At 51.0% G+C, this 15,074-nt stretch carries 10 protein-coding genes; 8 read left to right on the top strand and 2 right to left on the bottom strand.

Features of this window, described 5'->3' with window-relative positions; all coding sequences use genetic code 11:
- Nucleotides 1–50 precede the first annotated feature (50 nt).
- The 4 genes from ACN0YN_RS12305 to ACN0YN_RS12290 all read left to right on the top strand — a co-directional run bounded on the left by ACN0YN_RS12305 (nucleotide 51) and on the right by ACN0YN_RS12290 (nucleotide 6,602).
- Nucleotides 51–1,403 carry a hypothetical protein gene (locus ACN0YN_RS12305; protein WP_417385304.1) on the top strand — a complete coding sequence of 451 codons (1,353 nt, stop codon included), beginning with the start codon at nucleotides 51–53 and terminating at the stop codon, nucleotides 1,401–1,403.
- A gap of 240 nt (nucleotides 1,404–1,643) precedes the next feature.
- Nucleotides 1,644–4,700 (top strand): hypothetical protein, encoded by a 3,057-nt coding sequence (locus ACN0YN_RS12300; protein WP_417385303.1) that lies wholly within the window; start codon nucleotides 1,644–1,646, stop codon nucleotides 4,698–4,700.
- An 11-nt stretch (nucleotides 4,701–4,711) separates the two neighbouring features.
- Complete coding sequence (locus ACN0YN_RS12295; protein ID WP_417385302.1) at nucleotides 4,712–5,146, top strand: diacylglycerol kinase; 435 nt, start codon at nucleotides 4,712–4,714, stop codon at nucleotides 5,144–5,146.
- 184 nt (nucleotides 5,147–5,330) lie between these two features.
- Nucleotides 5,331–6,602: an alpha/beta hydrolase family protein gene (locus ACN0YN_RS12290; protein WP_417385301.1), complete on the top strand. Its 1,272-nt coding sequence runs from the start codon at nucleotides 5,331–5,333 to the stop codon at nucleotides 6,600–6,602.
- Nucleotides 6,603–6,614: 12 nt separating this feature from the next.
- On the opposite strand, the gene ACN0YN_RS12285 is transcribed toward ACN0YN_RS12290, so the two are convergent.
- A complete protein-coding gene (locus tag ACN0YN_RS12285; RefSeq protein ID WP_417385300.1) occupies nucleotides 6,615–8,543 on the bottom strand; it encodes a DEAD/DEAH box helicase in 1,929 nt (642 codons plus the stop codon).
- Between the two features lie 64 nt (nucleotides 8,544–8,607).
- Entirely contained in the window at nucleotides 8,608–9,162 is a 555-nt protein-coding gene (locus ACN0YN_RS12280; protein WP_417385299.1) for a hypothetical protein, read from the bottom strand.
- A gap of 329 nt (nucleotides 9,163–9,491) precedes the next feature.
- Between ACN0YN_RS12280 and ACN0YN_RS12275 the strand changes: the two genes are divergently transcribed.
- The 4 genes from ACN0YN_RS12275 (at nucleotide 9,492) to ACN0YN_RS12260 (ending at nucleotide 15,072) form a co-directional block, all read left to right on the top strand.
- Nucleotides 9,492–10,793 (top strand): phenylacetate--CoA ligase family protein, encoded by a 1,302-nt coding sequence (locus tag ACN0YN_RS12275; RefSeq protein ID WP_417385298.1) that lies wholly within the window; start codon nucleotides 9,492–9,494, stop codon nucleotides 10,791–10,793.
- A 37-nt stretch (nucleotides 10,794–10,830) separates the two neighbouring features.
- Complete coding sequence (locus tag ACN0YN_RS12270; RefSeq protein WP_417385297.1) at nucleotides 10,831–12,309, top strand: sulfatase-like hydrolase/transferase; 1,479 nt, start codon at nucleotides 10,831–10,833, stop codon at nucleotides 12,307–12,309.
- Between the two features lie 120 nt (nucleotides 12,310–12,429).
- A complete protein-coding gene (locus ACN0YN_RS12265; protein ID WP_417385296.1) occupies nucleotides 12,430–13,689 on the top strand; it encodes a PQQ-binding-like beta-propeller repeat protein in 1,260 nt (419 codons plus the stop codon).
- A gap of 168 nt (nucleotides 13,690–13,857) precedes the next feature.
- Complete coding sequence (locus ACN0YN_RS12260; RefSeq protein ID WP_417385295.1) at nucleotides 13,858–15,072, top strand: SGNH/GDSL hydrolase family protein; 1,215 nt, start codon at nucleotides 13,858–13,860, stop codon at nucleotides 15,070–15,072.
- Nucleotides 15,073–15,074: the final 2 nt, after the last annotated feature.

The raw sequence follows: 15,074 nt of genomic DNA, 5'->3' as shown, positions 1-15,074 counted from the left end.
AAATCAAGCGGGGTCAGCTCTGGAACCGCTGTTGACGCCTCTTTGGATTGATGTCTGTGACAAAACCCGGATTCTTAACAACCGCTTTGCTGCTGATTCTGCTTCTGGCAGGCGTTCTGCGTCTGGCGGTGGTGGTTCTACAGAGCGATCAGTTACAGGAAGACCGGGACGCGTACATCGCAATCGCCCGGAATCTGGCTGCGGGAAATGGCTTCACGTCGAGTCGGCCTGAAGAAGGACAAGAGTTAGAGCCGACGGCTTTTCGACCGCCGTTATATCCCTGTCTGCTGGCAGCGCTCTATTATGTGAAAGCGGGGGCTCTGGGTGTCGGTCTGCTGCAGGTACAACTGGGTGTGCTCACCGTCTGGTTCACCTGGAAAACAGGTCTGCAATTACGAATGCCTGTCGGAGCGCTGGTTGCAGCGGTGATTGTGGCGACCGATCCAGTATTGCTGCAATATACCTCTTACTCGATGACAGAAGTCTTATCTGCGTTTCTCACCAGTCTGTTACTCTACATGCTGGTGTGCCAGCTAACAGAGAAATCGACGCAACCAGAACTCACAAACAAGGGGGCTTTCACATTCACGACCGGACTGGTCTGGGGGCTGGCGATTCTGTGCCGACCGACTTATCTCGCATTTCTGGGACTCTGGTTCCTCACTCGCCTTAGTGCTGCGGCGTTCCAGCGATTCCTGAAAACACAGTCTGCCGGTTCTGCATGGCGTCAATTGACTTTTCTGTCAGCGGGAATTCTGATTGCGGTTTCGCCGTGGCTGATACGGAATCTGGTGGTGTTTCACGCCCCCATTCTGACAACCACTCATGGCGGATACACATTGCTGCTGGGAAATAATCCGGTGTTCTATCAGGAAGTCGTTCAACAACCCTGGGGAGCGGTCTGGTCAGGTGAGAGTCTGGATGCCTGGCAGAAAAGTCTGGAACGTGATCTTGAGACTGCAGTTCCTCCCCGGAAGACGGAACAGGAACGCGATCAGTGGATGTATCAACGGGCGAAGGCCAATATCGCAGCGCAACCCTCGCTGTTTGTACAGTCCTGCCTGCTCAGATTGAGACGCTTCTGGAATTTCAGCCCGCTGGTTGAGTCGAGACCTCTGATTAACTGGGGAATCACTGGCTACTATTTCCTGATACTGCTTGGTGCTTTGGGGGGTTGTCTGCTGTTAATCTGGAAGAGAGAGCCATCCTGGGGGCCATTAATCTGGCTGATTGCCAGCTTCACGGTGGTCCATTTATTCTATTGGACCAACATGAGAATGCGGGCACCACTGGTCCCGGCGATAGCCTTATTGAGCGTTTATGGCTGGTCAAAATCTGCTGAATTTCTGAAATTCCGAAAACCAGCTGAGACAACCGAACACGAAAACCACAAACCTTTATAAAACAATAGTTTATAACAGTTTACTGAGCCGTTTCGTAGCAGCGATTGTTATTGACACTCTTTCAGAAATCGACCTATAATCCGCGCCCATTTATCCCGGTCCAGTGGACGGAGTTAAGTCAACTGACCTCAATTCGTAACACTCTGTTAACTGAGCCTTAAGTAGCAGAGCGTATTCCATTCCCTACCATTCCCCTTCATCAGAAGATTGACCTACCCGGTTATCACTTCAGGAGTGCCCGTGTCGGGCGAGATCAATTCCGTACCCCGGTATGTTTCGCATCGCATCTGGCAGGTAATTGTTTTCTTAACATTACTTGGCGGACCGGTGACGGTTGCGCCTGCTCAAACCAGTTTCTTCGGCGCTCCTAAAGCATCCTATGAAGAACCGGAATACGAGCCTTCGGAAAAAGAACCGATTGCCATCTCTGCAGAATACTCGCAACAGTGGGAAGAAGACTTTGTCAGCGTCTCCATTCTGAAAGGAGACTGCCGTATCAAACAGGGTGATGCAACCCTGCGATCCAGGCAGATGGTGATCTGGCATCGAAAAACGCGTCAGACCGATCGGATCTCGGTTTACATGGAAGGCGAAGTTCGCGTTGATCTGCCCGGTGAGTCCAAAACGGAAAACAGCCTGCTGGTTAACCTGGTAACCCAAAACGGTCTGAAACAGAACTTCAGACGCCCCTCTCAGACTACAATGGCTCCTGATGATCAAGTCTTGAATCGCGCCATCGAACGACGTGGAATTCCGCACGATCATCAGCTGAAACGTGCCCAGTTCATCGTTGAGAAACCGCCCCTGGAAGGTCCCGAACTGAGTCCGATTCCGGAACAGGAAGTCATCACCGACTTCCGCAGGATTCGACTCTTCCCGCGCAGCGCCGTCCCTTACAATGTCCAGAGCTTCCCTTCCACTCATACCGTCCCCCCGGAACAGATCTGGGTGATTACCGGCGGAGTGAATCTGTTAATTGATGGGGTTGAAGGTCTGGAAATGATGGACATGTCAGCCGACCGTATCATCATCTGGACAGACGGACGCAATACAGAGAACTTTAACTCCGAAATCAGACAGTCTAAAGAAACACCTTTTGAAATCTATCTCGAAGGGAACATCGAAATACGTCAGGGCACTTACTTCCTGAAAGCGAACCGCGCATTTTACGATGCCCGGGAAGAACGCGGAGTCATGCTCGACGCGGAACTGAAAACCCAACTCCCCGAACTGGGTGAAGATGTCAGGGTCCGGGCCAGCCAGATTCGTCAGCTCTCAAAAGGGGCATACCTCGCACAGAATGCCTGGGCCACAGGTAGCCAGTTCGGAAAACCAGGCTACAAAATTCAATCTTCGGACGTCTTTATCGAAGACCGATACACGACTCCCTGGCTGGGATCAGGCTCTAACGAACTCGATCCGATTACCGGACAACCTCTGCCCTACAAACGTGCCTGGTTGACCAGTTCCAACAATACTTTTGAAGTGGGTAACATACCACTGTTCTATCTGCCGTATGTTACCAGTCCGGCGGAAGACATTTATTTTCCGATCACTGGATTGCGGTTTGGGAATGACCGCATCTTTGGTTTCCAGGTTGAAACGGAATGGGACATGTTCAAGCTGCTGGGGCTGGAACGACCCGCAGGTACAAAATGGGAAGGCCAGGTCGATTACTATTCGTATCGCGGCATCGGACTCGGACAGGCCGGCAATTACCAGGGAGCAAACCTGTTTGGCTTTGACAATATCTTCAGTGGTAATGCAGAAGCGTTCTACATTCACGACAGTGGCACGGACAACCTCGGGGCAGACCGACGCGACCTTGTCCCGTCAACCAAGGATCGTTTTTACCTGAATCATCAGCACCGACAGACCTCTCCTTTTGGTATGACGTTATCCAGCGAAGCTGGTCTGTTCTCAGACAGAAACTTCCAGCAGGAATATTTTCAATCTGATTTCAATAACCGAAAAGATGTGGAAACACTGTTACACCTCAAACAGCAGCAGGATAACTGGTCCTGGTCGGTCATCGGCAGAACAAAGCTGAACGGATACGAAAACACAACAGACTGGCTGCCTAAAGCGGATCTGTTCCTGCTGGGCGAACCCCTGTTTGGAAATCTGGTGAACTGGACTTCGCATACTTCAGTAGGTTATGGAAAACTGAAACCGGGTTCTGCACCTTACAATCCGCAACAGGATGTTTTCACTCCCCTGCCCTTTATTGCCGATTCACAGGGACTGGTGGCAATGACCCGCAATCAGCTCGAAGCCCCCTTCAACCTGGGTCCGTTTATTCTGACACCGTATGTGATGGGTGAAGCGGCTTACTGGGAACAGGGTCTGCAACAACAGCAGATCGACCGCCTCTACGGTTCAGCCGGTCTGCGCAGCAGTATTATGGCGGAGCGGATCTACCCGAACGTCTACAATCCTTATTTCAATTTGAACGGACTGGCACATAAGATGGTGCTGGAAGCCGATTACTCTTTCAGCGACGCCAGTGAAAACCTGTCAGGAATCGCACAATACAACGAATTTGACGACAACGCCCAGGAGATGTTCCGCGAGCGTCTGGTGATTAATACCTTTGGAGGAACCCTGCCTCCTCAGTTTGATCCACGCTTTTATGCCGTCCGTACAGGAGCCGGCCGCGGTGTGACCGATCCTTATTATGAACTTGTTGACGACCAGCAGGTGCTTCGTATGGCGTGGCGGCATCGACTGCAGACGAAAACCGGACCACCGGACCAGATGCGGATCAAAGACTGGATGTCTCTGGATCTGGAGGCATCCTATTTCCCGAATCCAAATCGAGACAACTTTGGCGAAGACTTCGGCCTGCTGGGTGGGCATTATCAATGGTTCCTCGGAGATCGTACAACATTGGCAGCCAATGCTTACTATGATGTCTTCGACGGTGCACAACAGCTCTGGGACGTCTCGATTACAAGTCAACGCACGAATCGCATGTCAGTGAATGTGGCATTGCAGCAGATTAAAGGGGGCGGAAGCCTGGACAGTAAGATTCTCTCAGCCGGCCTGAACTATGTGATGAGTCAGAAGTGGAGTGCCGGCGTCAGCACTGCTTATGACCTGGGAGAGAATGTCAATCGCGGACAGATACTCTCACTCACTCGGACAGGCGCCGATTTTATCACGAGTCTGGGAATGTCATATAACCAGAGCACTGGAAATGCCGGTATTGGCTTAACCATTATGCCTCGGTTCGGAAACTTTGGTGGCGGGCCTGCTGACTTATCTTCAATTTTAGGTAACACTGCTTCACAATAGGAATCGGAACAGTGATCAAATCACAGAATACTCGAGTCAAACCTTTTCAACGGCAAACCACAGCTGCTGAGGATTCGGACAAACTGCGTTCCGAATGGAGACAGCGTCTGATTGATGTGGAAAGCGGTATTAAATTTGGCATCCGACTCGACAGCACATTCTTTATTCACTTTTTCGCAGGAAGTGCTGTCATCGCTGCTGCGACTCTCTTAGGATTATCCGCCACACACTGGGCGATTCTGGTACTGTCAATGACAACGGTTCTCTGCGCCCAGATGTTCAATCAGGTTTTGAAATCGATCTGGAGTATCCTCGGTAAACATCTGCCTGCAGAGTCTCAGAACACCTTCAAAGCAGGTACGGCAGCAGTTGGTGTCAGCATCATCGGCTCAGTCATCACTATCTGCATCATTTTCGGATCGGCCCTGTATCGCCTGCTGTTCTGAACTGTCTCTGGATTGTGGAACATCTCGAAAGCAGTCAGAAGCCGGCAATAGAGAGTTTAAATTAGACTTCTTATTAAATCGCAACTCCCAGATCCTGAAATCATACGCTTGCGTCTGCTGATGCTGTCATTGATAATTATGCTTCACCATATTATCCCACCTTTGATTAATGACAGGTACAACCATGCAGCTCGCTCACAAATTCAAAGTTCTGTTGCTATTCCTGATGACGGCACTTTCTGCTTCAGGTTTAATGGCGGCAGAAGATATCATTCAGCCTGATTCCCGTCTGCCGGAAACCACGCCCTGGGATCTGAAAGCCCTCAGCAAAGCACCCGAATTTGAATGGATCGACGACAAGTCTCCCGTCAGATCACTGCTGTACCAAGGCCTGGAATATCGCGGCAAACCGACAAAGGTCTTCGCCTTTTATGCATCGCCTGCAACACTCAACCCGCAAGAACCCAAGGGCAAAAAATATCCCGGCATCGTTTTGATTCACGGCGGCGGTGGTACCGCTTTTCGTGAGTGGGCCGAGTTATGGGCTCAGAAAGGGTACGCCGCGATCTCCATGGACCTGGCAGGTTCGCAACCGATCGATGGAAAAAATCCGCATGACCGCAAGCATCGAAACCGCTTGGAAGCCGGTGGCCCCGATCAGTCGCATAAAGAAAAATTTGATGCAGTGAAAGACGACCAGTCAGAACACTGGTGTTACCACGCTCCAGCAAATGCAATTCTGGCACATTCTCTGATTCGCTCCTTTCCGGAAGTGGACAAAGACCGGACGGCAGTCACTGGTATTTCATGGGGCGGCTATCTGACCTGTATCGTCGCGGGTCTGGATAACCGTTTCGATGCCGCCGTGCCCGTTTATGGCTGCGGGTTTCTGGATGACCATACGGTCTTTGAATCATCCATCAATCGACTGCCAGAGGAAGACCGGAAAAGCTGGATGCAATTATATGACCCGGGCCAGTATCTGAAAGCAGTTCAAATGCCGATCCTGTTTGTGAATGGCACGAACGACTTTGCCTATTGGCTCAGTGCCTATCAGAAGAGCTATGAAGCCGTCCCCAAAGAGACGCCCCGCAATATTCGGATTGAAGTCAAAATGGGCCACAGTCATCCAGCTGGCTGGAAGCCTGTTGAAATCGCCAGGTTTGTTGACCAGTACCTGAAAAAACAGACTCCACTCCCTGTCGTGCAAAACCCTGCTGTTAAAGACGGTAAAGTAACAGCGGAACTGGCTGAGCCGGTCAAAATCAAAACTGCCGTACTCAACTACACGACTGACGAAGGTCCGAATCCCGAACGAAAGTGGCAATCCATTCCTCTGGAAGTGGATGGAACAAAAATCACAGGCCCTGCCCCACCTGCTGGAACGAAAATCTGGTTCATCAACGTGACCGATGAAGCAGACGCCATGACTTCCAGTCCACTGGTATCAAAGTAACAGCCTGCTGAATCAGGCGGCGGATTTTCCAGGAACCTGGGGCGCGATCTTTTTGGTCACGTCCCCTTTTTTCTGTTTGAGGTCGAACAGGCCGAAAATCTCCGCTGCGGTCAGGCTTCGCGATTCGCAGGTCGTATCGCCGTCTCCCAGAATAGAACGGAACAGTTCCCGCTTCTGTTCGAGGACCATGTCGATGCGTTCCTCGATCGTATTTTTGCAGACAAACTTGGTCACAATCACCTGTGTCTTCTGACCGATTCGATGAGCGCGGTTAATTGCCTGGTCTTCAATGGCCGGATTCCACCAGCGATCAAACAGGAAGACGTAACCGGCAAACTGCAGGTTCAATCCGACAGCCCCGGTACCGTAGCTCATCAGCAGCAGATGCGAATCCGGATCATGTTTAAACTGATCGAGAATAGGCTCTCGCTGCTTCGTGGGAATTCCGCCATGATAAACGAGGGTGCCAAACCGCTCTAACCGTTTCGCCATAAAGTCCAGGGGTTTCGTCCACTGGCTGAATAAAATCGCTTTCCCGCCACTGGCAGCGATTTCTTCCATATCCGCTTCCAGACGATCCAGTTTCGAACTGTCTCCTGTCACCGGGTCGAAGTTGGTGATCTGTTTGAGTCGCAATACCAGTTCAAATACGTGTTGAACCGTGATCGAATCTCCCATCTCATTCAGCTGGATCACACCATCTTTTTCAGCCGTATCGTAGGCATGCTGCTGGGCCGGATTGAGTTCCAGGTACGCGGGACGATCCAGGCGAGGCGGCAGATCGGTCATCACCAGATCCTTCGTGCGACGCAAAATAAATTCTTTGGAGAGTACCTGTAACTGCCTCAAATCGGGCGTGCCCCGCGGCGGAATAATTTCCATCCATTCGAACAGCGAAGACATCTCTTCGTGCCGGTTTTCAATCGGTGTTCCGGTAAGAGCCCAGCTCCGTTTCCGGGGAATGGAGCGGGCAACTTCCGCCGTACGGGAGTCGCGGTTTTTGATACGCTGCGCTTCATCCAGGACAACCAGGTCAAAGCGAGGCAGGTTCTCTTCCCCCATCGTTTCAAAGTCGCGCGACATCGATTCATAATTGGCGATCAGAATCGGGTTATTGGGCATTTCCCAGATCATGCGTCGCCGTGCCGTATCCCCTTGAACAACCGTGACCGGGAGTTCTTCCGCCCAGAATTTAAACTCGCGCTGCCAGTTGGGAATCAGTGGCTTGGGACAGACCAGCAGAATACGTCGCACCTGTCCGCTGCGTAACAACAGACGCACGCCGGTAATGGTCTGCATGGTTTTTCCCAGCCCCATTTCATCGGCCAACAAAGCCGACTTCTGCGAAAACAGCCAGGCGATTCCCTCATACTGATAGGGGAACGGCTCGAATGGCATGATCAGTTCCTGTCCAGCCAGCCACGACTGGAGCGGAGGCTGCAGCAGATAAAACAGGCGGTCTTCCAGCGACAACGCATTGGCAGGCGGCGTGAGCCTGGTACTTTTTTTGCGTTCCCCCGGTTCGACACTGGCAGCTTTGGGGCCTGCAATCTGACTAAGCTCTGCTTTCTCTTCTTTTTCCGGTTTGGGAGGAATGAATTCCAACCCGTCTGGAAAAGTCATCCCAAAGGTTTTTACGCGGGGCTTCGTCGGTTTCCATTTTGGTTGCAGCCCCGCTTTTTCAATCAACGCCAGTGACGAGGTCTCCAGATTGAATTTGCGCGTGAGCGCTCCGTTCATACCGGAGGCAAAAACAGACGCTGAAACTGCCAGAGGAATGGCTTCGCTGTTGATCTGTTGCTTGAGCTGCCAGCGATCTGCATCAGTGATCACTGGCTGTGCAGGATTCTCAGCGTGAGGAAGAAAATGAGGACCACCCGAATGCCCGGTTGACGAATTGGACTGTTGTTGATTTTGAATATCTGGCTCTGAAAATTCCACGTATCTGCCTGCTGGGGAAGGAAGTCAATTCAGCTTGTTTTAACACTACTGTTTCAACGGCGGCTTAACGGGACGATCCCATTTTGACCGCTTCGTTTAAGGCTTCACGAACACGCTCAAATGGTTCGCCCAGATCGGCGTCAGCCGGGATGTTACGGCTGGTATTTTCAATCGCTGATTTCCCAGTCTGATGTGCCGCATCAAATCGCAAACGGTTCTTTCCCACCTGCTCACTGATGAAGGCGGAGTTTTCTTCAACAATCTGTTCCACGTCTGACAGAATGGCAACGGGAATCGAAATATGGTTCTGCAGCTCAATGGCCTGTTCCTGTTCAATCAGGACCAGGTTCGGTTTGACATTCATTTTTTCAACGAGTGTCTGACCAATCACTTCTCCCAGCAGAAAGGGAACCAGAGTCGGACCGTATAAGACCTCCTGAGTCCGGTTAGGTTTGACAGGAGTTGTGCATTGAAATTCCAGTGGCCTGCCAAAGTGATTCGTCACCAGCAAGCCGCCAATCAGTGAACCATCAGGACATTCAATTGTAGTCAGGAACCCCAGTTTCAACTCTTTGCTACCGCCATCCGCTCCCATAAAGTCCTCGTCTCCAGATGTCATTTCTTCTGTTGTCGTCAATGATCAGACGATCCCGATTCTCATCTGAACCGTATCTCATTCGATAATCAGGAAAGCCTACTGTATCGATATCATCGTCCTTCATAATTGGCGACTTGAGTGGTTGTTGAAATGGTCGTATTAGATAGTTTCACTTCAATAACCCTTTAAATATCAAACGGTTCGAGAATGGGGAACGTTTGATTTCCGGCGGATATTTTCTACCGCGGATTGCTCTTTAGGTTGGAAATTCACTCAAGTTCCGGCAGAATAAGGGAGAACCCCGAATCTCAACTTTTGATGCTCCCCCAGACAACTGAGTTAATCCAATAATGAACACACCAGTAACTGAGCCGGAAAACCTGAACCGGGAGGCTCTTCAGGCACGCCAACTGCAACGCCTGCAACACCTTCTGAAAGAGGTCTCTGCAACCAATGCGTTCTGGCAGAAGAAATGGGAAGCAGCAGGCGTTGATGTCAGCTCGATCCAGAGCCTGTCCGACCTGCAGAAATTGCCGATTACCACCAAATCGGAACTGGTAGAAGATCATCTGGCCCACGCGCCTTACGGAACGAATCTGACTTACCCTGTCGACCATTACACGCGCATGCATCAGACATCGGGAACGACCGGCTCACCCATGCGCTGGCTGGATACCAAAGCCAGCTGGGACTGGTTTGGAGAATGCTGGGCACAGATCTATCGCATGGTCGGCCTCTTCCCGGAAGACCGCCTGTTCTTTCCTTTTTCATTTGGTCCCTTTGTCGGATTCTGGGCCGCCTTTGAAGGTGCAACCCGGCGTGGTAACTTCTGTCTGGCGGGTGGCGGCACGGGGAGTGAAGCCCGGCTGCAGATGATTCTCGATAACAAAATCACCGCCGTCTGCTGTACTCCCACTTACGCATTGCGGCTGGCGGAAGTAGCCGAAGCAGAAAACATCAACCTCGCCGCCAGTCGAGTACGCGCCCTGGTCGTCGCCGGCGAACCGGGTGGAAACATCGAAGCGACCAAACTCCGCATCGGTCAGGCCTGGGGGGCACGGGTCTTTGATCACTGGGGTATGACGGAAATTGGGGCGCTGGGCATTGAACCTCTGGAGAGCCCGGGCAGTCTGAATATTCTGGAAACGGAATGCATTGCTGAAATCCTCAATTCCGAAACACTGGAACCGGTGACTCCCGGAGAACAGGGGGAATTGATCATCACGAATCTGGGGCGGCTTGGCTCTCCCCTCATTCGATATCGCACGGGGGACCTGGTCTCAGAAGATACATCACCTTGTCCTTCCGGTCGCGCTTTGCTGCGATTAAAGGGAGGCATTCTGGGCCGCGCGGATGACATGGTCATCATACGTGGTAATAACGTATTCCCGTCCAGCCTGGAAGCGATCCTGCGAACATTCGACCGCATTGCCGAATACCGGATCGAAGTCCGTACGATCCGTTCGATGCAGCATATGAAAATTGAACTGGAACCGACGGATTCCGCCTCAGCAGATCCTCAGCGGTTAGTTCATGACGTCAGTCATGCGATTAAGGATCGACTGAACTTCAATGCGGAAGTGATTACCGTCGCTCCCGGTGCATTACCCCGTTTCGAACTCAAAGGCCGCCGCTTCTTTAAGATTGACTGAACTCGCTAACGAGATGCTTTTTTTACAGGGACTTTCCATGACAGCTCATCTGCGAATTTTATTTTTATACGCTCTGATTTTTTCCTGTTCATTTATTTTACACAGTCAGACAGCAACTGCTGCGGAGAAGCCCAAGCGTCCGAATATTCTGTTTCTTTTCAGTGATGACCAGCGGGCCGATGCTGTCGCGGCCTACGACAATCCCCACATTCAGACTCCGAATCTGGATCGGCTGGTGAAATCGGGATTCAGTTTTCGCAATGCCTACTGTATGGGATCAATCCACGGTGCCGTCTGTCAACCAAGCCGTGCGATGTTAAACAGTGGTCGTTCGCTCTACCACGTTCCCATGGACCTGAAAGGGGTCATTACCCTTCCACAGTTATTGAAGCAGGCGGGATACGAAACATTCGGGACAGGGAAATGGCATAACCACCGCGATTCATTTCAGAAGAGTTTTACAACGGGAACGGCTGCTTTCATCGGTGGTATGTCGGATCATCTGAAGGTGCCGGTCGTCGACCTGAAGAATGGTAAGTTTGAAAACAAACGGACAGGCGAAAAGTTTTCGAGCGAACTCTTTGTTGATGCCGCTGTCGATTTTTTGCAGCAGCAACCCGCCGAGAAACCCTTTTACGCCTATGTCGCTTTCACAGCCCCCCATGATCCGCGGATGCCACCGGATTCAGCAATGAAGGTGTATGAAAACAATCATCCGCCGCTCCCTAAAAACTTCATGCCGCAGCATCCGTTTAACAATGGCTGGTTAACCGGCCGAGATGAGGCATTGACAGGCTGGCCACGTCAACCGGAAATCGTGCGCGAACAACTGGCGGAATATTATGGAATGATTACCCACATGGATCATCAGATCGGCCGTATCCTGCAGACACTGAAAGAGAGAAAACTCGACAGTAATACGATCGTGATCTACTCTTCCGATCATGGACTGGCAATCGGCAGCCATGGCTTGCTGGGAAAACAGAACCTGTATGAACACAGCATGAAATCACCGCTGATCTTCAAAGGCCCTGGAATCCCCGAAAATAAATCCAGCGACGCGCTGGTTTACCTGTATGATATTTTTCCGACCGTCTGTGATTTGGCTCAGATTCAGGTCCCCACTGGTGTGGAAGGCTCCGACCTGGCCCCCATCTGGCGCGGAAAATCAGATCGGGTTCGCGACTCACTGTTTACCACTTATGAAGATCTGATGCGGGCCGTTCGCGATGATCGCTGGAAATTGATTCGCTATCCTCAGATCAATAAAACACAACTGTTTGATCTCAAAGAAGATCCATACGAACTGAAGGACCTGTCCGAGCATCCGGATCAGAAACAGCGCATTGAGAAAATGCTGACAGAATTAAAAGCATGGCAGAAAAAAACGGACGACAAACAGTCGCTCACATCTGATCATCCGAAGCCGGAAGCCATTGATCTGACGGGGCGGAAACGAAAACCAGACCCGCACCAACCTGACTGGATCGTAAAAAAATACTTCGATTCTGAATGAAATCTGTTTTCCTACCGTGCTATAATCGGTGGTCTCACCATGTAACTGATTCCAACCATAAATTCAAATTGCTCACCAAACCCGGTTCGCAAAAAAGTTCACACAGTCAGAGGTATCATAATGAAAGCTTTACTGGCAACCCTAACTCTTTCCCTGTTTCTCGCCTCGACCGCACTCGCAGGTAACTGGCCTGGCTGGCGTGGGCCGACTTCCAATGGCGTTGCAGAAGGTTCCGGTTACCCAGTTTCCTGGGACAGTTCCAAAAACATTCTCTGGGAAGTGGCGTTTCCAGGCGTTAGTGGTTCCACCCCCGTCATCTGGGGCGATGACCTGTTTCTGACAACTACAACAGATGGAAAGAACGAAGTCATCTGCCTGGATAAAAATTCGGGAAAGAAAAAATGGTCGACTAATTTCGGTACCGAACGCGCCGGCAAACACAAAAAGGGAAGCGGCAGCAGCCCTTCTCCTGTCGTCGATGACCAGTTCGTTTTCACTTATTTCAAAAGTGGTGACCTCGCCTGTCTGAACCGGGAAGGAAAAATCGTCTGGCAGAAAAACCTGCAGAAAATCTATGGCGAAGATACCCTCTGGTGGGACCTGGGAACTTCCCCTGTATTAACCAACAATCTGGTGGTCATCGCCTGCATGCAAAGCGATAACTCTTACATCGTGGCTTTTGACAAAGCAACCGGAAAAGAAGCCTGGAAGCAGGACCGCAATCTGGATGCACCGGAAGAAGCGAATCAGAGTTATTCGACTCCCGTCGTCGTCAACCAGGACGGCAAAGAGATCATCTATGTTCTCGGTGCAGATCATGTCACGGCACACGATGCTCAGACCGGAAAACAGATCTGGCAGGTCGGCGGGTTGAATCCGACCCAGCATAAATACTTCCGCTCTATCTCTTCTCCCGTCGTCAGCGATGGCTATCTGATTGCCCCCTATGCCCGTGGCGGTTCCGTGACCGGAATCAAACTCGGTGGCAGTGGTGATGTCACTAAATCGCATGTCGCCTGGACCAACGAAGAAAAGGGAGAGTTCTCTGACGTTCCCACCCCTGCCGCTATCAACGGACGTTTCTATATCTGTTCTGACAAAGGGGATGTCCTGTGCTTCGATGTCAAAACCGGCAAAAAAATCTGGGGAGATCGTCTGCCCCGCAGCAGAAACAAATTCAGTGCTTCCCCGATCCTGGCAGATGGACACATCTACGTGACCCGCGAAGATGGCACGACGTTTGTCCTCGATCAGGGAGATGAGTTCAAGCTCGTTTCTGAAAATCCACTGGAAGGATTCGCGCTGGCGACTCCCGTCTTTTCTGATGGAAAAATCTACCTGAAGATGACCGACAAAATTTACTGCATCGGTAAAAAATAAACGATCAGGTTTAAAAGATACGATTCGAGGGACAGGCTTTTTCCTGTCCCTCTTTTTTCGGACCTGCCTTCTTCTAAACGAAACTAAGAAACCAGTAGTGCCTCGGGATTCATAGTTTTTAGCAGAAATTCAAAACAATCGAAATTCAGCCTCTATGATGGAAATCAAATGAAAACAAGATCTACTTTCAGCCTGCTACTGACTCTGATGCTGTTCACTCCACTTCATCTGACCTCCGCCGGCGAAGAGAAACCTCAGGCGGAGTCAGAAACCAAAACAGAAGCCAAAGATCCATTGCGGCTGATTCTACCGCCGATCATCTACGCAATCCCTGGTATCGAATCCAGTGTCTATTTCGATAATGTTTCGCTGTCAATCAATCCCGCGAACTATGTCTTTGACGTGCATTGCAACCGCGGACATCTGCAACAGGAACGCTGGACGTATACTCCCGATGAGAAAGAGATCGGCGACTATAAATTCACGCTGAATGTCATTGATCAGAACAATCAGGTTATCGCCAGCCAGGACTCCCGCTTACGCGTGGTTCCCACCGCTGCGGGCAAAGACAAACCGGTCAGTATTCTGATGATCGGCGACAGCCTGACACACAACTCAATCTACCCCCGACACGTTCGCCAGCTCAGTCAGAATTTCCAGGGCCCCAATCTGAAACTGATTGGCTCACACAACCCTAACAACGAAGAGGGAGTTCAACACGAAGGCTATGGCGGCTGGACCGCCGTTCGCTTTGCGACGCACTTTAAAGAGAATGCCCGACAGGGGTATTACCGGGAACGAGGCAGCCCGTTTCTGTATGCGGGAGAAGACGGAAAGCCCAAACTCGATTTTCCCCGCTACTGTAAAGAGTTCAATGACGGTAAAGCACCGGACCTGGTTACCATTTTTCTCGGCCCCAATGACGTTTATTCCGCCACCGATGAAACTATCGGGGAGCGGACAGACACCATGGTCAAGCACCTCGACATCCTGGTGAAGATGATTCACGATTTCGATCCGAAAACAAAAATCGGATTGATGTTACCCGTTCCCCCTGCAGCATCGCAAGATGCCTTTGGCACTACCAACGGTCGAGGCCAGACACGCTGGCAATACAAACGAAACCAGCACTTCGTCGTTGAACGCCTGTCGGAACATTTTGGAAATCAGACCGAGAAACAGATTTTCCTGGTTCCCACACATATTAATCTGGATTGTGTCCACAACTATCCTGCGGCCAAAGTTCCCTGGAACGCGCAAACTACAGAAGACACGCTACGCCAGAACAACGCCGTTCACCCGGCGGCGAATGGATACCAGCAGATTGGCGACAGCCTGTTCTGCTGGATCAAGGAAGTATCTCAGCAGGAGAAAGCAAAGTAACT

The sequence above is a fragment of the Gimesia sp. genome, assembly GCF_048260065.1.
Lineage (GTDB): Bacteria > Planctomycetota > Planctomycetia > Planctomycetales > Planctomycetaceae > Gimesia.
Note: the sequence above shows the minus strand (reverse complement) of the source record. Positions and strands in the feature narration are given on the sequence as shown.